13 protein-coding genes and 1 pseudogene are annotated in these 19,366 nt (G+C 69.9%); 4 read left to right on the top strand and 10 right to left on the bottom strand.

Going from position 1 to position 19,366, the window contains the following annotated elements; all coding sequences use genetic code 11:
- Positions 1–20: 20 nt before the first annotated feature.
- Positions 21–1,676, top strand: a complete 1,656-nt coding sequence (locus tag Q0379_RS19935; RefSeq protein WP_299015818.1) for a long-chain-fatty-acid--CoA ligase — start codon at positions 21–23, stop codon at positions 1,674–1,676.
- Positions 1,677–1,862: 186 nt separating this feature from the next.
- Here the strand turns inward: Q0379_RS19935 and Q0379_RS19940 are convergent, their stop codons facing one another.
- From Q0379_RS19940 to Q0379_RS19955, 4 genes are all read right to left on the bottom strand, one after another.
- Positions 1,863–1,955, bottom strand: a complete 93-nt coding sequence (locus Q0379_RS19940) for a hypothetical protein (protein ID WP_299015872.1) — start codon at positions 1,953–1,955, stop codon at positions 1,863–1,865.
- Between the two features lie 295 nt (positions 1,956–2,250).
- Positions 2,251–5,499, bottom strand: a complete 3,249-nt coding sequence (locus Q0379_RS19945) for an error-prone DNA polymerase (RefSeq protein WP_299015821.1) — start codon at positions 5,497–5,499, stop codon at positions 2,251–2,253.
- 132 nt (positions 5,500–5,631) lie between these two features.
- Positions 5,632–7,290: a DNA polymerase Y family protein gene (locus tag Q0379_RS19950; RefSeq protein WP_299015824.1), complete on the bottom strand. Its 1,659-nt coding sequence runs from the start codon at positions 7,288–7,290 to the stop codon at positions 5,632–5,634.
- The gene (locus Q0379_RS19955) at positions 7,205–8,017 is read right to left on the bottom strand and encodes an ImuA family protein (protein WP_299015827.1); all 813 of its coding nucleotides are present in this window, start codon (positions 8,015–8,017) and stop codon (positions 7,205–7,207) included. The genes Q0379_RS19950 and Q0379_RS19955 overlap by 86 nt, the downstream gene beginning before the upstream one ends.
- 103 nt (positions 8,018–8,120) lie before the next feature.
- Here Q0379_RS19955 and Q0379_RS19960 point away from each other — a divergent pair, with 103 nt between their 5' ends.
- A complete protein-coding gene (locus Q0379_RS19960; protein WP_299015830.1) occupies positions 8,121–11,333 on the top strand; it encodes a carboxyl transferase domain-containing protein in 3,213 nt (1,070 codons plus the stop codon).
- A 32-nt stretch (positions 11,334–11,365) separates the two neighbouring features.
- Here Q0379_RS19960 and Q0379_RS19965 read toward each other — a convergent pair whose 3' ends face one another.
- The 5 genes from Q0379_RS19965 to Q0379_RS19985 all read right to left on the bottom strand — a co-directional run bounded on the left by Q0379_RS19965 (position 11,366) and on the right by Q0379_RS19985 (position 15,756).
- Positions 11,366–11,734, bottom strand: a complete 369-nt coding sequence (locus tag Q0379_RS19965; RefSeq protein ID WP_299015833.1) for a VanZ family protein — start codon at positions 11,732–11,734, stop codon at positions 11,366–11,368.
- 178 nt (positions 11,735–11,912) lie between these two features.
- Positions 11,913–13,493 (bottom strand): phosphoglycerate dehydrogenase, encoded by a 1,581-nt coding sequence (gene serA / locus Q0379_RS19970; RefSeq protein ID WP_299015835.1) that lies wholly within the window; start codon positions 13,491–13,493, stop codon positions 11,913–11,915.
- Between the two features lie 131 nt (positions 13,494–13,624).
- Positions 13,625–14,800 (bottom strand): phosphoserine transaminase, encoded by a 1,176-nt coding sequence (locus tag Q0379_RS19975; protein WP_299015837.1) that lies wholly within the window; start codon positions 14,798–14,800, stop codon positions 13,625–13,627.
- A 135-nt stretch (positions 14,801–14,935) separates the two neighbouring features.
- Positions 14,936–15,358: a hypothetical protein gene (locus Q0379_RS19980; RefSeq protein ID WP_299015839.1), complete on the bottom strand. Its 423-nt coding sequence runs from the start codon at positions 15,356–15,358 to the stop codon at positions 14,936–14,938.
- A 56-nt stretch (positions 15,359–15,414) separates the two neighbouring features.
- The gene (locus Q0379_RS19985) at positions 15,415–15,756 is read right to left on the bottom strand and encodes a hypothetical protein (RefSeq protein WP_299015875.1); all 342 of its coding nucleotides are present in this window, start codon (positions 15,754–15,756) and stop codon (positions 15,415–15,417) included.
- 67 nt (positions 15,757–15,823) lie between these two features.
- On the opposite strand from Q0379_RS19985, the pseudogene Q0379_RS19990 reads away from it, so the two are divergent.
- Both Q0379_RS19990 and Q0379_RS19995 read left to right on the top strand, forming a co-directional pair.
- Positions 15,824–17,837 (top strand): annotated as a pseudogene (locus tag Q0379_RS19990) (ATP-binding protein).
- A gap of 147 nt (positions 17,838–17,984) precedes the next feature.
- The gene (locus Q0379_RS19995) at positions 17,985–18,335 is read left to right on the top strand and encodes a hypothetical protein (protein ID WP_299015841.1); all 351 of its coding nucleotides are present in this window, start codon (positions 17,985–17,987) and stop codon (positions 18,333–18,335) included.
- A 6-nt stretch (positions 18,336–18,341) separates the two neighbouring features.
- Here the strand turns inward: Q0379_RS19995 and Q0379_RS20000 are convergent, their stop codons facing one another.
- Complete coding sequence (locus Q0379_RS20000; protein WP_299015846.1) at positions 18,342–19,169, bottom strand: PhzF family phenazine biosynthesis protein; 828 nt, start codon at positions 19,167–19,169, stop codon at positions 18,342–18,344.
- Between the last annotated feature and the right edge of the window lie 197 nt (positions 19,170–19,366).

The following is a 19,366-nucleotide window of genomic DNA, read 5'->3' on the forward strand; positions in this document are numbered from 1 at the left end:
AACCGGGAGAGAAACAGCCGATGTATGGGCTGATGCAGCATGGGGCGCTGACCCTCGACAAGATCATGGACCACGCCGCGCGCTGGCACGCCGATCGCGAGGTGGTCAGCCGGTCCGTCGAGGGGCCGATCGTGCGCACCACCTACGGCCAGATGCGCGACCGCGCCAAGCGGGTGTCGAACGCCCTGCTGGCCTTGGACATGAAGCCCGGCGACCGCATCGGGACCCTGGCCTGGAACACCGGTCGGCACATGGAGGCCTGGTACGGGATCATGGGCCTGGGCATGATCTGCCACACCCTGAACCCGCGCCTCTTCCCCGAGCAGATCGCCTGGATCGCCGACCACGCCGGCGACCGGATGATCTTCACCGACCTGACCTTCCTGCCGATCCTCAAGCAGATCCTGCATCACATTCCCAGCGTCGAGCACGTGGTGGTCTTCACCGACCGCGACCACATGCCGGCCGACTTCGCCCCGGCCGGCGACGCGCCGGGCTTCAAGGGCCTGCTGTGCTACGAAGACCTGGTTGAGCAGCACTCGCCGGACGTCGCCTGGGGCGGGTTCCCGGAGGATACGGCCGCCGGCCTCTGCTACACCTCGGGCACCACGGGCGACCCCAAGGGGGTGCTCTACTCGCACCGCTCGAACTTCCTGCACACCTTCATCACCCTGCAGCCGGACGTGATGGGTCTGTCGCAGAAGGACGTGGTGCTGCCGGTGGTGCCGATGTTCCACGCCAACGCCTGGGGCGTGACCTTCTCCGCGCCCGGGACCGGGGCCAAGATGGTCATGCCCGGCGCCAAGATGGACGGCGCCTCGATTCACGAGCTGCTGGAGACCGAGGGCGTCACCTTCTCGGCCGCCGTACCGACCGTCTGGCAGATGCTGCTGCATCACCTGGAGAGCACCAACGGCAAGATCACCACCCTGAAGAAGGTGGTGATCGGCGGGGCGGCCTGCCCCGAGAGCATCATCCGCGCCTTCCACGACAACTACGGCGTCGAGGTGGTCCACGCCTGGGGCATGACCGAGACCTCGCCGGTCGGCACCCTGTCGGTGATGACCGACGCGCTCAGCAAGCTCCCCTACGACCAGCAGATGCCCTGGCGCCTGAAGCAGGGCCGCCCGCCGCTGGGCGTCGAGATCTGCCTGAAGGATGACGACGACAAGCCCCTGCCCCACGACGGCAAGGCCTTCGGCCACCTGAAGATCCGCGGGCCGATCATCGCCGGCGAGTACTTCAAGGGCGCGGGCGGGAACATCCTCGACGCCGAGGGCTATTTCGACACCGGCGACGTCGCCACGATCGATCCGCAAGGCTTTATGCAGATCACCGACCGCGCCAAGGACGTGGTCAAGTCGGGCGGCGAGTGGATCAGCACGATCGAGATCGAGAACATCGCCGTCGGCCACCCCAAGGCCGCCCTCGCCGCCGTGGTCGGCGTCCCGCACCCCAAGTGGGACGAGCGCCCGGTGCTGCTGATCAAGCTCAAGCCCGGCGAGACCGCGACGCGGATCGAGTTCCTCGACTTCCTGCAAGGCAAGATCGCCAAGTGGTGGACCCCCGACGACGTACTGTTCGTCGAAGACATCCCGCTGGGCGCGACCGGCAAGATCGACAAGAAGGTCATCCGCAAGCGGTTGACGGAGGAGGGTTACGCGCTGCCGGGGTGAGGGAGGCGCCCTCCCGGGGAGAGGCGTGGACGTCAGCTATGGGTGGTTAGCGAACGCGTTGAAATCCCTCTCTCTTTGAGAGAGGGATTTCGCGCGGCGTCCGCAATGGGTCGCAAACCGACCTTCCAGGTCGGTGCGAGCCTTAAATCTCTTGGAGGCTGCAGCGTGTAGGGCTGGTCGGGTTGGTCAAGGACCGGCCTCCGGCCGGCCGCGCCGCGGCGGCGCTCCGCGCCGTCCTTGAGCAACCCGAACAGCCCTGCGATCGTCTCGCCGTGAGATGTAAGGAGGACTCCTTCTCGGAGGAGAAGGAGGGCGGACGCGCGAAACCAACAAGCATCCGACCTCCCCGGCGAATGCCGGGGCCCAGATTCATCCGGAGCGGTTGGGGCGGACGCGCCACGCGCCCTTGCGAGCGCCTCGACGTTAGCGGGTTCGATCTGGGCCCCGGCTTTCGCCGGGGAGGTCGGAGGATTTGCCGCGCCCCGTAAAAGCCCTCTGCCCCCTCACCCTCCCACCGCTGCGCGGCGGGCCCCGCCCTCTCCCTCTGGAAGAGGGGTTTAGCAACGCCCTCCCCTCAATGGAAATCCCGGCTCCGCAGCAGCCGCCCGGACACCTTCTGCCGCACGCGGGGGGCGGGCGCGCCGGGTTCGTCACGCAGGCTGGACAGGTGCGCCGAGAGATCGGTAAAGCCCTCGGCCACCACGTGGATCACCCCGTCGGCGCGCTGCACCCGGCCGTGGACGACCAGGAACGAGGCGGTCATCACGAGGTTGCGGTCGACCTCGAAGCGGTCTTTCCAGACCACCGCGTTGGCGACGCCGGTCTCGTCCTCCAGGGTGACGAACACCACGCCCTTGGCCGTGCCCGGCCGCTGGCGGATCAAAACGAGGCCCGCCACCGAGACGCGGGCGCCGTCCTTCAGGGTCGACAGCCGCTCGGCCGTGATCACCCCACGCCGCTGCAGCATGGGTCGATAGAAGCCGATCGGGTGGGCCTTCAGGGAAAGGCTGGTGGTGCGGTAGTCCTCGGCCACCTCCTGGGGCGCGGCCATGGCCGGCAGGGCGACCCTGTCCTCGAACAAGGGCAGGCCCGCCAGCAGCGGCGCCTGGACCGGGGCCTTGTGCTCGCCCTTCAGCCCCTTGACCGCCCACAGCGCCTCGCGCCGCGAGATCCCCACCCCGGCGAAGGCGTCGGCCTCCGCCAAGAGCTCCAGCGCGCGTTGGGGAACACCACCCTGGGCGAACTCGCCCGGCGTGCGAGCGCCCTCCTCGCGGGCCTTGGCCAGGACGGCGACGTCGGCCTTCTTCAATCCCTTGATCTGGCGGAAGCCCAGGCGGACGGCCTTCCAGTTCTGGCGGTTGGCGTAGTCGGCGATCTTGTCGGCCCGGGGCCGGAAGCCCTCATACGCGGCGCCCCGCTCCAGCGTGCAGTCCCAGTCGCTGGCCAGGATGTCCGGCGGCAGGACCTCGACCCCGTGCTCGCGCGCGTCGCGGACCAGCTGGGCCGGCTGGTAGAAGCCCATCGGCTGGGAGTTGATCAGGGCCGCGCAGAACACGTCCGGCCAGGCCCATTTGATCCAGGCCGAGACATAGACGAGCTTGGCGAAGCTGGCCGCGTGGCTTTCCGGGAAGCCGTAGTGGCCAAAGCCCTCGATCTGCTTGAAGCAGCGCTCGGCGAAGTCGCGCTGGTAGCCGCGCCGGACCATGCCCTCGACGAACTTGTCGCGATACTCGGCCGGGGTGCCGAGGTTGCGGAAGGTGGCCATGGCCTTGCGCAGGCCGTCGGCCTCGTCGGGCGTGAACTTGGCCGCCTCAATGGCGAGACTCATGGCCTGTTCCTGGAACAGCGGCACGCCGAAGGTGTTGCCCAGGATGCCTTTCAGCTCGTCCGCCGGGCCGTGCTCGGGCGAGGGCGCGGGCCACTCCACCGGCTCGATGCCGTTCTTCCGCTTGAGGTACGGATGGACCATGTCCCCCTGGATCGGCCCGGGGCGCACGATCGCCACCTCGATCACCAGGTCGTAGAACTTGCGCGGCTTCAGGCGCGGCAGCATCGACATCTGGGCCCGGCTCTCGACCTGGAATACCCCGACGCTGTCGGCCTTGCACAGCATGTCGTAGACGCCCGGGACCTCCTTGGGGGTGTCGGCCAGGTCTTGCAGCCAGTCCTGGCCGTGGTCCTCGCGCAGCATGCCCATCGCCCGCTGGATGGCGCTGAGCATGCCCAGCGCTAGGACGTCCACCTTCATCAGTCCCAGGCTGTCGATGTCGTCCTTGTCCCACTCGATGAAGGTGCGGTCCTTCATGGCCGCGTTGCCGATCGGCACGGTCTCGTCCAGGCGCCGCTTGGTCAGGACGAAACCGCCGACGTGCTGGGACAGGTGGCGCGGGAACTTCAGGAGCTCGGTGGCGAGCGCCACGGCGCGCGCGATCTCCGGCGCGTCGGGATCCAGGCCCGCGTTGCGCAGGTGCTCCTCGGGCAGGCCGTCGCCCCAGCTCCCCCAGACCGTGCCGGCCAGCAGGGACGTGACGTCCTCGGTCAGGCCCAGGGCCTTGCCGACGTCGCGGATGGCGCTGCGGGGGCGGTAGTGGATCACCGTGCCGCAGATGGCGGCATACTCACGGCCATAGCGCTCGTAGACATACTGCATCACCTCCTCGCGCCGCTCGTGCTCGAAGTCGACGTCGATGTCCGGCGGCTCGCCGCGGTTCTCGGAGATGAAGCGGGTGAACAACAGGCGGTGCTCGGTCGGGTCGATCGCCGTGACGCCCAGGCAGTAGCAGACCGAGGAATTGGCCGCCGAGCCGCGCCCCTGGCACAGGATCCCCATCTTCCGCGCCTCGCGCACGATGTCGTGCACGGTGATGAAGTAGTTGGGGTAGTCCATCTTGGCGATCAGCCGCAGCTCTTCCTCCAGCTGGGCCTTCACCTTGTCCGGCACGCCGTTCGGATATCGCCAGGCCGCGCCCTGCCAGGTCAGGTCGGTCAGGTGCTGCATCGCCGACTTGCCGGGCGGCACCGGCTCGTCGGGGTATTGCTCCTTGATCTGGCCGAGGTCGAAGCCGATCCGCTCGACGATCTCGACCGTGCGCTCGACCGCGCGCGGCCAGCGTTCGAACAGGCGGGCCATTTCGTCCGCCGACTTCAGGTGGCGCTCGGCGTTGGCCTCCAGCCGGAAGCCCGCCTCGTGGATCGCGCAGTGCTCGCGCACGCAGGTGATGACGTCCTGCAGCGGCCGCCGCTCGGGGCCGTGATAGAGCACGTCGTTGGTCGCCACGATCGGCGCCCCCGCCGTCCGGCCCAGGGCGTCGAGGCGGGAAAGCCGCTTCAGGTCCTGGGCGGCGTAGGCGCGACTGGCCGCCAGCCAGGACCGACCGGACAGGTCGCCGGCCATGCGGGTGAGGTCCCGCTTGAACGCCTCGTCCAGCGTGCGGGGCGGGACGATCAGGCCGAGCTGCCCGTCGGCATGATCCAGGAAATCGGCCCAACTCAGGTGGCACTGGCCCTTCTGCGCCCGGCGCTGGCCCAGGGTCAGCAGACGGGTGAGCCGAGCGAAGGCCTCGCGGTCGGTCGGGTAGCAGATCAGGCTGGGCGTCCCGTCCATGAAGTCCAGCCGGCAGCCGGTCAGGACCCGGACGTTGCGCCGCTTGGCCGCCGTCCAGGCGCGCACCACCCCGGCCAGGCTGTTGCGGTCGGCGATCCCGACGGCCTTCAGTCCCAGCGCCTCGGCGGCGATGGCCAGCTCCTCGGCGTGCGAGGCGCCGCGCAGGAAGGAGAAGTTGCTGGTGGTCTGAAGCTCGGCGTAGGCGGGGGGGCGCGCCATCAGTTCCTCCCCCGCTCGCGGGGGAGGTGTCGGCGGAGCCGACGGAGGGGGCTAACTGGAGCGCGGCCATGCTGGCCCCCTCCGACCCTCTGGGCCACCTCCCCCGCACGCGGGGGAGGAACTGGCCGCGCCTCACCCAAACAGGCCATGGATCCACCACTTCGGCGCGTCTTCCGCGCCAAACAGCCCTTGCCGAAAGATCCAGTACCGCCCGCCCGCCTCGTCCTCGACGCGGTAGTAGTCGCGGATCTTGCCCGGTCCCGTCTCGTCGAGCTCGACCCGCCACCATTCCTGGGCGATGCGCTCGGGCCCCTCGGCGCGGCGCACGCGGTGGGACCGCCCCCGCCAGGTGAAGGACACCGGCGGGTCGTCGGGCACCTTGGCCAGGACCGTGATCGCCTCGGGCCTCTTGAACAGCCTCACCGGGCGGGGACGGTCGGGATCCCAGGCCGCGGCGGGCGGCGGGTCCAGGGGCGCGGCGCGGACCACCGCGCGTTCGGGCACGTGGCTCTCATAGGGATCGGCGCGCCAGACGCGGGCCTCGCCCAGACGGTTGACCAGCCGGTCGATCAGCGGGGCCAGGGTCTCGTCGAGGCCGGCGCCCGCCGCCTTGTCCAGTCCGGCCTGGACGGCGGCCAGGGGCTCGACCCCGGCGGCGTGGACGGTGACGACCTCGATCCCGAAGCCCGGATCGACCTTGTCCAGCTTGGGGACGATCAGCTTGGCCAGGCGCTTGGCGTCGCGACCGATACGGGCGAGGCCCGCGCGCACGGGAAAGGCCTGGCCGTCCAGGCGGTGGAACACGACCTCGAAGCGCTTGGCCCCGCGCCCCTCGGCCTCCAGCCGGGCGCAGATCAGCTCAAGGGCGTCGGCGGCGACGCGGGCCAGATCCTCGGGCGCGCTGATCGGCTCGAAGAAGGCCAGGCGGTCGAACCAGGGACTGGCCGGCCGGCGGAAGGTCAGGGCCTCGCTCGCCGCGCCAAGGGCCTGGTCGAGGCGGGCCGTGAAGCCAAACCCGAACCGCTTGGCCAGCTGGGCGCGCGGCAGGCCGTAGAGCTGGCCCACGCGGTGCAGGCCCAGGCGCGGCAGCTGGGCCTCGGCCGCCTCGTCCAGGCGAAGGGCGGCGACGGGCAGGTCGGCCAGGGCTTCGCGCTGACCACCGGGCGCGACGACGGCCAGATCCTCGCCGTAGCGGGCCAAGCCCCAGGCCGCCCCGGCCGTGTCGGCGATCGCCGCCCGCGCCGGCACGCCCCAACGCGCCAGCCGCGCGACGAGGTCGACCAGCATGGCCGCCTCCCCGCCCCACAGGTGATCGGTCCCGGTGATGTCCAGGAGCAGGCCGTCCTCGCCGTCGATCGCCACGGCCGGCGAGAACCGCACGCACCAGTCGCAGAGCGCCTCCAGCGCCGCGCGGTCGGCGGCGGGGTCGTGGTCGAAGGTCAGAAGGTCCGGGACCAGGGCCAGGGCGTCGGCGGCCTTCTGGCCGGGGAAGAGGCCCAGGGCGCGGGCGGCCTGGTCGACGGCGGCGAGGCGGCGGGTTCCGCGTTCGGATACGAGCAGAGCGAGGGGGGGCTCAACAGATCCTCCCCCTAGCGGGGGAGGTGTCGCCGCAGGCGACGGAGGGGGAAGTCCTGCTGGCCCGGCCACTTCCCCCTCCGGTCCTTCGGACCACCTCCCCCTTTGGGGGGAGGATTTTACCGCGCCGTCAGCCGGCTTTACGCCACCCGGGTTCCGCCGGCGCCACGTCGTGATCGGCCAGTTGGGACACCAGACGGAAAGGATGCGGGCCATGGCCGGCCTCCTGCGCTTCCAAGATCCAGCCGCCGGAACGTCCGCCCCGGCAGCGCTCGAGTTCGACCCGCCAGCGCGGCGGTCCCAGGCCAATGTCGTCGGGCGGCGCGCCGCTGGGCTGCGGTCCGATCCGCCAACGACTGAACGAGGCCGAGCCGGACACCGTCCGAGGCCCTTCCCCCGCCCCTCCTCTCCCCACTTGGCCGCCATAGGGCCGGCGATGCAGCAGCAGCCCCAGGCCACCGCGCTTCTCGCAGGCCAACTGCAGGCGGCGGCCGGCGGTCAGGTCCGGGGCCTCGGCCTCGCCGACGGCCGCGCTCACCCCTTGTGTGGAAAGCGCGTCCTCCAGCACCGACAGCACCTCGGCCTCGTCACGGGCCCGGACCTGGATCAGCCGCTGGGCGGGGAAGCCCAGGCCGGCGAGGCCCGGCGCGAACAGGTCGCTTCGCCGCGCCACCCAGACCACGACGCCGGTCGTGACTAGAGGCTTCAGCAACAGGCTGGCGAAGGCCGCCGGGGCCGCGCCGGTCTCGCCCTCCAGCCCCGCGCCGACCACCTCGTGCCAGGCGCCCAGCGGCAGGCCGCCGCCCGGAAAGCAGGCGTCGATGGCCGGATCGCCGAACGGCAGGACCGGAGTCGGAGTCCGAGTCCCCGCTTCGATCGCGGCGATCCGGCCTCTCAGGGCCGCAAGACGCGCCTCGCGCGATCCGGCCATCGCACACTCCATGTTCCACTTTTGTTCTGATCTTCAGGCGCGGGAGAGTCAAGCCTTGGAGAGTCGGTCGCGACCGGCCAAAGTGTCTCAAACGGCCGTATGAAGTGAGCCCGCCATGTCCTTGTCCCGCGTCCTGATCGCCAATCGCGGCGAGATCGCCGTCCGCATCGCCCGCGCGGCGGCGGAGGCCGGGATCGAGAGCGTGGCGGTGTTCGCGGCCGACGACGCGGCCAGCCTCCACGTGGCCGCCGCCGACCAGGCGGTCGCCCTGCCCGGAACCGGGGCCAAGGCCTATCTCGACATCGAGGCCATCGTCGCCGCCGCCAAGACGAGGGACTGCCAGGCCCTGCATCCCGGCTACGGCTTCCTGTCGGAGAACCCCAGCTTGGCGCGGGCCTGCGCGGCGGCGGGGATCACCTTCGTCGGCCCCTCGCCCGAGCATCTGGCGACCTTCGGCGACAAGGCCGCCGCCCGGGCGCTCGCCGCCGAGCGCGGCCTGGCGCTGATCCCCGGGACCGGCCCGATCGACCTGGAGGCGGCCCGCGTCTTCCAGGCCGAGCACGGGGCGATCCTGCTGAAGGCCCGGGCCGGCGGCGGCGGGCGCGGCATGCGGGTGGTGCTGGACCCCGGCGAGTTGGACGCGGCCTACGCCGCCTGCGAACGCGAGGCCGTGGCCGCGTTCGGCGACGGCGGGCTCTATGCCGAGAAGCGGATCGAACGGGCTCGCCACGTCGAGGTCCAGATCGTCGGCGACGGCGCCGAGGTGCTGGCCCTGGGCGACCGCGACTGCTCCCTGCAGCGGCGCAACCAGAAACTGGTCGAGATCGCCCCGGCCGTCCTGCCCGACAACCTGGCCGCCCTGCTGGCCGGCTGGTCCGAGCGCCTGTGCGCCGGCTATCGCGGCCTGGCGACCGTCGAGTTCCTGATCGACGTCGAGACCGGCGAGCCCTACTTCATCGAGGTCAATCCGCGCCTGCAGGTCGAGCACACGGTCACCGAGGAGGTCACGGGCCTGGATCTGGTCCGCCTGCAGCTGGACCTGGCGGCTGGAGCCACGCTGGCCGACCTTTCCCTGACCACCGCCCCGCCCACCTTCGGCGTGGCCATCCAGGCGCGGATCAACGCCGAGACCCTGACCGCCGACGGCCAGGTCAAGCCGTCCAGCGGGACCTTGAGCGCCTGGGCGCCGCCCGGCGGTCCGGGCGTGCGGGTCGACGCCGGAGCGACGGCGGGCCAGGGCGTCGGCGGATCCTACGACAGCCTGCTGGCCAAGGTGATCGCGCGGGGCCGCACGCCGCGCGAGGCCGCCGCGCGCCTGGATCGGGCGCTCGCCGAGTTCGAGATCGGCGACGTCGCCACCACCGCCCCGCTGATCCGGGCGATCCTGGGCCATCCCGAGGTAAGCGAGGCGACCACCGGCTTCATCGCCCGCCACGCCGCCGACCTGGTGGTTCACGCGCAGGCCCTGTCGCCCGCCGTCGCCGAGACGCGGACGTTCGAAACGCCGGCGGGCGCCCTGGCCGCCCTCGCCCCGCTGGCGGCCACGGTCGGATCGGTGGCGGCGGCCGTCGGCGACCTGGTTCGGCCCGGCCAGGCCCTGGCGGTGCTGGAGGCGATGAAGATGGAGCACCTCGTTCCCGCCGAGACCGGCGGCCAGGTGCTGGCGATCCTGGTCGAGCCGGGTCAGACCGTGGCCGAGGGCCAGCCGCTGATCCTGCTGGAGCCGGCCGAGGTCGAAGGCGGCGTCGCGGTCGAGACGGCCGCCGAGAATCTCGATGCGATCCGCCCGGACCTGGCCGAGGTCATCGCTCGCCATCGTCACACCCTGGACGAGGCCCGCCCCGACGCGGTCGCCCGTCGCCGCAAGACCGGCCACCGCACGGCGCGGGAGAACATCGACGACCTGGTCGATCCCGGCAGCTTCCTGGAGTACGGAGCCCTGGCCGTCGCCGCCCAGAAGCGGCGGCGCTCGACCGAGGACCTGATCGCCAATACCCCCGCCGACGGCCTGATCACCGGGATCGGGACCGTCAACGGCGCGCTCTTCCCGCCCGACAAGGCGCGCACGGCGGCGCTGGCCTATGACTTCACCGTGCTGGCGGGCACGCAGGGCGCGATGAACCACCGCAAGTCCGACCGGCTGATGAGCGTGATCGCCGACCAGAAGCTGCCGGTCGTGTGGTTCGCCGAGGGCGGCGGCGGGCGGCCCGGCGACACCGACACCACGGCGGTGGCGGGGCTGGACGTGCCGACGTTCAGGAGCTTCGCCCAGCTGTCGGGCCTGGTCCCCAAGATCGCCATCGTCGCCGGCCGCTGCTTCGCCGGCAACGCCGCCATCGCCGGCCTGTCGGAGATCATCATCGCCACCCGGGACAGCAATCTCGGCATGGGTGGGCCGGCGATGATCGAGGGCGGCGGGCTAGGCGTCTTCCGGCCCGAGGCGATCGGCCCTTCGGCCCATCAGTGGCGCAACGGGGTCATCGACATCCTGGCCGAGGACGAGGCCCACGCCACGACGCTGGCCAAGCAGGCGCTGTCCTACTTTCAGGGCCCGCTCTCGACCTGGACCGCGCCTGACCAGCGGCGCCTGCGCCAGGCGATCCCGGAGAACCGGCTACGGGTCTATGACGTGCGGAGCCTCGTCAACGGCCTGGTCGACGAGGGGACGTTCCTGGAGCTGCGCGGCGGCTTCGCGGCCGGCATGGTCACGGGCCTCGTCCGCATCGAAGGCCGGCCGATGGGGCTGATCGCCAACGATCCGCGACACCTGGGCGGGGCCATCGACTGCGAGGGGGCCGAGAAGGCCGCCCGGTTCCTGCAGCTGTGCGACGCCTTCGCCCTGCCGGTGCTGAGCCTGTGCGACACCCCGGGCTTCATGGTCGGACCGGACAGCGAGGACGCCGCCGCCGTGCGCCGCGTCAGCCGCCAGTTCATCGCCGGGGCCAAGCTGCGCTCGCCCCTGTTCACGGTGGTCACCCGCAAGGGTTATGGCCTCGGGGCGCAGGCCATGGCCGGCGGGTCGTTCCATGCCCCGGCCTTCATCGCCGCCTGGCCGACGGGCGAGTTCGGCGGCATGGGCCTGGAGGGCGCGGTCAAGCTGGGCTACCGCAAGGAGCTGGAAGCGCAGACCGATCCGGTCAAGCAGAAGGCGCTCTACGACCAGCTGGTGGCCAAGCTCTACGCGGCCGGCAAGGCGACCAGCATGGCCGCGGCCCTGGAGATCGACGCGGTCATCGACCCGGCCGACACCCGGCGCTGGATCCTGGGCGGACTGGATGCGGCGGCTGGCGCGAGCCGGCCTTGGGCGGTGCGGGTGGATAGCTTCTGATCAATCGTCCTCCAGCGGGGAGGATTTCCGGCCTAGCCGTCCCGGTTCATCCACTGGGTGGCGATGATCGGGCCGAAGAAGAAGCCGATGCCGCAGGTGTCGGCGACGATGTCGAACACGTCAGCGTCACGGCCGATGACCGGCAGGCCCTGCAGGATCTCGATGGCGACGCCGAAGCCCAACAGCACCACGCCGATCTTCCAGTAACGGCTCCTGGGCAGGGCCATGGTCGCCAGGAAGGTCAGGCCGTAGAAGACGATGAAGTGCTTGGCCTTGTCCCACGGGATCAGGCCAGCGGTGTCGTCGCCGGGCGCCAGGGCCGCGTAAAGCGTGAACGCCACGGCGGCGACGAAGGCGGCCAGGCCCAGCCAGTTGATCTTGCGCGGAACGAGCAGGGACATGCGGGGCCTTTTGACAAGCTCCTCCCCCGCCTTGCGGGGGAGGTGGCCCAGAGGGCCGGAGGGGGCTAGCTGGACTTATGCCGCATTGGCCCCCTCAGTCGCGGAGTTTATCCTCGGGCGCGCGCTTCGCGCGACCCGGGGGTGACAGCTCCCCCGCATCGCGGGGGAGCATCTATAATCAGAACGTCAGGGCGCGCGCTTCCTTGACGTGCGGCAGAGCCTGGATCTTGCCCAGCAGGGCCGCGTCCGGCGCCTGGTCGACGCCCACGAGGGCGATGGCGTCCTCGTCGGCGGCCACGCGACCCAGGTTGAAGGTGGCGATGTTGACGCCCGCCTCGCCCAGCAGGCCGCCCAGGGCGCCGATGAAGCCCGGCTTGTCCAGGTTGTTGATGTACAGCATGGCCGGCGAGAAGGCCGCGTCCAGCTCCATGCCCTTGACCTCGACGATGCGCGGCGCGCCGGCGATCACCGTGCCGGCGAAGGCGCGCTTGCCCTTCTCGGTGGTGATGGTCACGCGCATCAGGCTGTCATAGGTGGGGCTGACTTCCTGGCGGCTCTCCGAGACGGTGATGCCGCGCTCCTTGGCCACGGCCGGGGCCGAAACCATGTTGATCTCGGCCAGCATCGGCTTCAGCACGCCGGCCAGGGCCGCCGAGGTCATCGGCTTGACGTTGAGGTTGCTGACCTCGCCCTCGTAGGCGATGTCGATGGCCTTGATGCCGAAGTCGACCATCTGGCCGGCGAAGGCGCCGATCTTCTCGGCCAGGGCCACGAACGGCTTCAGCTTGGGGGCTTCTTCGGCGGTGATCGAGGGGCTGTTCAGGGCGTTGGTAACCGCGCCGGTCAGCAGGTAGTCGCTGACCTGCTCGGCGACCTGCAGGGCCACGTTCTCCTGGGCCTCGCTGGTCGAGGCGCCAAGGTGCGGGGTGGCCACCACCTTGTCCGAACCGAACAGTGGGTTTTCCTTGGCCGGCTCGACGGTGAACACGTCGAAGGCCGCGCCGCCGACATGCCCCTCGTCCAGCAGCTTGCGCAGGGCTGCTTCATCGACCAGGCCGCCGCGGGCGCAGTTGACGATCAGCACGCCCTTCTTGGTCTTGGCGAGCGCTTCGGCCGACAGGATGTTGCGGGTCTTGTCGGTCAGCGGGGTGTGCAGGGTGATGACGTCGGCGCGGGCCAGCAGGTCTTCCAGCTCGACCTTCTCGACGCCCATCTCGACGGCGCGTTCGGGTGACAGGAAAGGATCGTAGGCCACGACCTTCATCTTCAGCCCGAGAGCCCGGTCGGCGACGATGCCGCCGATGTTGCCGGCGCCGATCAGGCCCAGGGTCTTGGCGTAGAGCTCCACGCCCATGAAGCGGTTCTTCTCCCACTTGCCGGCCTGGGTCGAGGCGTCGGCGGCGGGGATCTGACGGGCCAGGGCGAACATCATGGCGATGGCGTGCTCGGCCGTGGTGATCGAGTTGCCGAACGGGGTGTTCATCACCACCACGCCCTTGGCCGTCGCGGCCGGGATGTCGACGTTGTCGACGCCGATGCCGGCGCGGGCGATGACCTTCAGGCGGTTGGCGGCGGCGATCACGTCCTTGTCGAGCTTGGCGCCCGAGCGGATGGCGATGCCGTCATAGTCGCCGATCACGGCGATCAGTTCGTCCTTGGACAGGCCGACCTTGATGTCGAAGTCCAGGCCGCGGTTCTTGAAGATGTCGACGGCGGCGGGGCTGAGCTTGTCGGCGATGAGGACGCGGGGAGCGGTCATGGAGTCAGTCTCCGGATATCGGGCCCTTCCCCCTCGATGGGGGAAGGGTTGGGATGGGGGTGCTTGCTGATGTGGCGGGGGATCACCCCCACCCCTACCCCTCCCCCATCGAGGGGGAGGGAGGGCGCGAGTTAAGCGGCGGCCAGTTCGGCCGAGACGGTGGCGAAGGCCCAGTCGAGCCAGGGCGTCAGGGCCTCGAGGTCCGAAGCCTCGACGGTGGCGCCGCACCAGATGCGCAGACCGGCCGGGGCGTCGCGATAACCGCCGATGTCGAGGGCCGCGCCCTCCTTCTCGAGCAGGCTGGCCAGCTTCTTGGCGAAGTCGGCCTGGGCGTCTTCCGGCAGGGCGCAGATCTTGGGATCCACGACCTTCAGGCACACCGAGGTGTTGGAGCGGATCTCCGGCGTGGCGGCCAGGAAATCCACCCACGGGGTCTTGGCGACCCAGTCGGCCAGGACCTTCAGGTTCTGGTCGGCGCGAGCCTGCATGGCTTGCAGGCCGCCGATCGAGGCGGCCCACTTCAGGGCGTCCAGCGCATCCTCGACGCACAGCATCGACGGGGTGTTGATCGTCGCGCCCTCGAAGATGTCGGCGGCGATCTTGCCGTTCTTGGTCATGCGGAAGAGCTTCGGCATCGGCCAGGCCGGCGTGTACCTTTCCAGGCGGGCCACGGCGCGCGGCGACAGGATGAGGATCCCGTGCGCGCCCTCGCCGCCCAGAGCCTTCTGCCAGGAGAAGGTCACGACATCGAGCTTGGCCCAGTCGAGCTCCTGGGCGAAGGCCGCCGAGGTGGCGTCGCAGATCACGACGCCTTCACGGTCGGCCGAGATGAAGTCGGCGTTGGGCACGCGCACGCCCGAGGTCGTGCCGTTCCAGGTGAAGACCAGATCCTTGGCCGGATCGACCTTGGCGGTGTCGGGCAGCTGGCCGTACGGGGCGCTCAACACCTCGACGTCGGGCAGCTTAAGTTGCTTGGTGACGTCCGTGACCCAGTCCTTGCCGAAGGACTCGAAGGCCAGCAGTTGCACCGGGCGGGCGCCCAGCATCGACCACATCGCCATTTCGACGGCGCCGGTGTCCGAGCCGGCGACGATGCCGATCAGGAAGTCGGCGGGGACCTCCAGCACTTCGCGCGTCTGGTCGATGGCGGCCTTCAGGCGCGCCTTGCCCAGCTTCGACCGGTGCGAGCGGCCGAGGACGGCGTTCTGGAGATTTTGGGGGGTCCAGCCGGGGCGCTTGGCGCAGGGGCCGGAAGAAAACTCGGGACGAGCCGGGCGGATCGCCGGCTTGGCGAGGGTCGTGGTCATAGCGATGTCTCCCATCCTTACAGATGGACTGCGCCCCGTTGGGAGGGCGTGGCCCGCCGGCGAGAAACCGCGTTCGCGGCCAAAAGGCAAGGAGAGATTTGTCGCGGCGAGCGCTTTTATCGCCGTGCGAGGAAATTATTTTCCAGAGGCCCGCCGGCGCCAGGTCATCAAGGTGCCGATGAGGATGCAGGCCAGCACGCCGATCGAGTCGAGGTTGTTTATAAGCGCGTAGGTGCGATCCCGCGGCAGCTCGCCCACCAGATAGTAGGCGTGCAGACTGAACTGGATCGCCTGAAGCAGCATCGCCACGCCGAGCCATTGGCTCATGTAACGCAAGGCGAGATACAGGAAGCCGCCTCCCATGACGCCCTCGCCCAGCAGCAGCAGCAGCGCCGTGGCGCTCTTCGGCGCGGTCACGTGGACAAGCAAGGCATAGGCCGCCCCGGCCAGGACGATCACGACACCCAAGCGCTCGGCGCTGCCGCCTTTCCAGCAGGCCAGCACCAGAACGATGACTAGCACCGCCCAGCCAATCATCGGCGCGAACGAGGTGTACATGCAAAGGGCCTCTAACCGGAATTAGAGGCCCGAGATATTAAACTATTGCAATGTTCTCAGGACACTTCGCGTAGACCGCTCATGTCTTGACGATCCGCGCGGCCAGCTGGCTTGTCTTCGAAACCGATCATCTTGGTGCGCACGCCGATGCGCAACTTCACGTCATTCAGCTCACCGTGCGCCTCGACCATGGCGGAGCGGGCCTCACCGAGGGCCGAGAGCGCTTCGACCAGCTTGGCCGTCGCCCGATCACCGACCACGGCCGACAGACCGAGATCCCTGCGCGCCTTAACAAGATCGGCCATCAGCTCGGCCGTTTCGACCATCGCCGCGTCCACGGCCTTCTCCGACGCGAACAGCTTGGTCGCAACCCGTTGAGCCACAAATACTTTTTCCACGCCCGCCTCCATTAACAAAACGCTAACGAAGAAGGTAAATAGAAAGTTAAGGTTAAGCAACGCGTAAATGCACGCAATCGTTGGCGTGGCGTGCGGCCAGCGCTGTTTTGGAAGCGAAGCGTTAGGAACCTTGCGGCAAAGTGCCGCTACGATTGAGTCCCTGGGGGCTTATGAGCGACAGAAACACTCCGCGCGCGCGCCGCGAATCGACCCACGCGCCCCTCCAGGCGCGAATCGCCGGCGTGGCCTTGGCCACCACGGTGCTCGCGCTCGTGGCGGCGTGCCTGTGCTTCATGCTGCAGCAATGGAGCGTGGCGCGGCAGGAGTCGCGCGCCAACCACGCCGTCCTCGCCCAGATGGCCGCCGCCGGCGCCGCTGGTCCCCTGGCGGACAACAACCTGGCCGGCGTCTATCGCGCGTTGAGCGCGGTCGCCAAGGCGCCAGGCGTTGCGGCCGTCCGCATGGTCGACACCGGCGGTCGGACGATCGCCCAGATCGGCGATCCCGCGCCGGCCGACGTCGACACCCTGACCCGCCCCGTCGAGCTCAGCGGCCGCAAGATCGGCGCCGTTGTCCTGGTGGCGCGCCGTCCTGGGATCGGCCAGATCCTGGCCCGGGACCTGGCCCTGACGGGCGCGCTGTTCTTCGGCTCGGCCGGGCTGGCGATCCTGCTGGCCAACGGGCTGGCGCGGCGCATGGCTCGCCCGATGGAGCGGCTTTCCGAAGCCATGCACGAGACCGCCGTCGGCGGGCGTTTCATGCCGGTCGAACAGGCCGCCGATGATGACGTGTTCCAGAGCCTGATCGACAGCTTCAACCACCTGGTCGCGCGGTTGCGCGCCAATGACGACGACCTGCGCGGCGCCATGGCCGAGCTGGTCAAGGCGCGCGACGACGCCAACACCGCCAACGTCCTGAAATCGCACTTCCTAGCCAATATGAGCCACGAGATTCGCACCCCGCTGAACGGCGTGCTGGCCATGGCCGAGGTCATGGACATGGACGAGCTCAAGCCCGCCCAGCGCGAGCGCCTGGCCGTGATCCGCGAGTCGGGCGGCCTGCTGCTGGCGGTGCTGAACGACGTGCTGGACCTGTCCAAGATCGAGGCCGGCCGCCTCGAGATCCAGGACCGCCCCTTCGACATCGCCCAGCTGGCCCAGTCGATCCGCGAGAGCTACGCGCACCAGGCCCGCGAGAAGGGCTTGGCCTTCGAGGTCGCGGTGGCCCCCGAGGCCCAGGGCCTGTGGCGCGGCGACGTCGATCGCCTGCGCCAGATTCTCGGCAACCTGATTTCCAACGCCCTGAAGTTCACCCTGGAGGGCGCGGTCGCCCTCCGCTTCGCCTCGGCCGAGGACGGTTCGGGCCTGCGGATCGACGTCGCCGACACCGGCATCGGCATCGCGCCGGAGATCCTGCCGCGCCTGTTCGACAAGTTCGTGCAGGCCGACAGTTCGACCACCCGTCGCTTCGGCGGCTCGGGCCTGGGCCTGGCCATCTGCCGCGAACTGGCGGCGCTGATGGGCGGCTCGATCAAGGTCCAGAGCCGCGAGGGCCGCGGCTCGACCTTCACGGTCCTCGTCGCCCTGCCGCGCGAGGAGACCTTGACCGAAGTCCACTATATCGACGACGACGAGGCTCACGCGGTCGCGCGTCCTCGGGCCCGGGCGCGGGGCCCCGCCAAGGCGCCGCTGCGCGTGCTGGCGGCCGACGACAATCCGACCAACCAGAAGGTCATCGAGGCGGTGCTGGCGCCGCTGGGCGCCGAGGTGACCATGGTCCCGGACGGCGCCGCCTGCGTCGAGGCCTGGAAGGCCGCCAAGTTCGACATCGTCCTGATGGACATCCACATGCCGGTGATGGACGGCATCGAGGCCGCCCGCGCCATCCGCGCGCTGGAGGCCCAGGAAGGCCGGACCCGCACGCCGATCGTCGCCGTCACCGCCAACGCCCTGGCCCACCAGGTCGAGGACTACCTCGCCGCCGGCATGGAAGGCCACGTCGCCAAGCCGGTCGAGGTTAGCAAGCTCTATAGCGCCATCGAGGACGCGATCGCCTCGGCGCGGATGGCCAAGGCCGCTTAGGCGCGAACCTGAACCCCAAATCTTCCTGAACACGAGACAACAAGCGGCTCAGAACCGCTTCAGCCGTCGCGTGTTTCTCTAGCCTCAACGTCGTCCTCCCACCTCCCCGGGATCGGTCGGCGGAGATGTTCAAGAGGAACCGAACCGATGAAGAAGATTCTGATCCCGATCGTTACGGTCTCGACCCTGGCGGCCGCCGCCCTTCCCGCCGTCGCCTCGGCCCAGCCGATCAACCAGCGCCAGGACCAGCTGGAGCGCCGTATCGACATCGGCCTGCGCAACGGCTCGCTGACCCGCTCGGAAGCCTACCGACTGCGCGCCGAGCTGCGTGACACCGAGCGCCTCGAGCACCGCTATCGCCGCAACGGCCTGAGCGGCTGGGAGCGCGCCGACCTCGACCGCCGCTTCGACCGCATCAGCGCCCAGGTGCGCTACGAGCGCCATGACCGCGACTATGGCTACGGCTATGGCGACCACCGCGGCCCGGGCCGCTGGTAAGCCCTGTTAGTTGAAGGTCGGCTCCACCCGGAGCCGGCTCTCCACCACCGTCACGCCGCGGCCGCGCAGCAAGACGCGCGCGCCGCGGCGTTCGCATTCCAGGTCCCCGCCCCGGCCGGGATAGGCCTGGTGGAACTTCAGGACCTCGGCGCCCAGCTTGTCGCCGAACAGCGGCATGAGAATGCAGTGGGCCGACCCCGTGGTCGGGTCCTCCGGGATGCCGAAGCCGGGGGCGAAGAAGCGGCTGACCACCGCATGGGGCTGGCCCGGATCGGCCAAGGCGACCACCACGGTCTGGCCCGGCCCGCCGGTCGCCTCGCCGCCGATCGCCTTCAGCGCCGAGAGATCGGGCTTCAGGGCCCGCACCGTCGCCTCGTCCTCCAGCGCCGCGATCAGATAGGCCCCCGCCCAGACCTCGACCGGCGTCGCGCCTAGCGCTTCGGCGAGACCATCGGGAACCGAGGTCCGGCGCGGCGGATCGGCCGGGAAATCCATCTCCAGCCCCTCGCCGGCGCGCTTCACCGTCAGCGGCCCCGATAGCGTGTCGAAGGTCAGCAAAGGGACGTCGACGGCCAGCTCGGCGAACAGCATATGGGCCGCCGCCAGGGTGGCGTGTCCGCAGAGCGGCGCTTCCTTGGCCGGCGTGAACCAGCGCAGGCCATAGCGCGCCGGGTCATTCGTCTTCAGCAGAAAGGCCGTCTCGGCCTGGTTGTTCTCGGCCGCCAGGGCCTGCATCCAAGAATCGGAAGGCCAGGCGTCGAACGGCTCGACCACGCAGGCGGGGTTGCCCTTGAACGGGGCGCTGGCGAAGGCGTCGATAGTCCACTGGCGCATGCGGGCGACCTCCCGGAAATCCGATGGACATCGCTGTTATGCGGGCGGAGATCGCCGCGCAAAGCCTTTATTGTCCCGGTGACAATCGACAGTCCAAACACATCCACACAGCTACCTCGTGTCATCCCGGCCGCAGCGTAGCGGAGGGCCGGGCACGCGGCAGTGAGGCGGCCCCTGGTCCGGATAGCCTCTGCGAG

It is taken from the genome of uncultured Caulobacter sp., from assembly GCF_937900395.1.
Classification (GTDB): Bacteria; Pseudomonadota; Alphaproteobacteria; order Caulobacterales; family Caulobacteraceae; genus Caulobacter.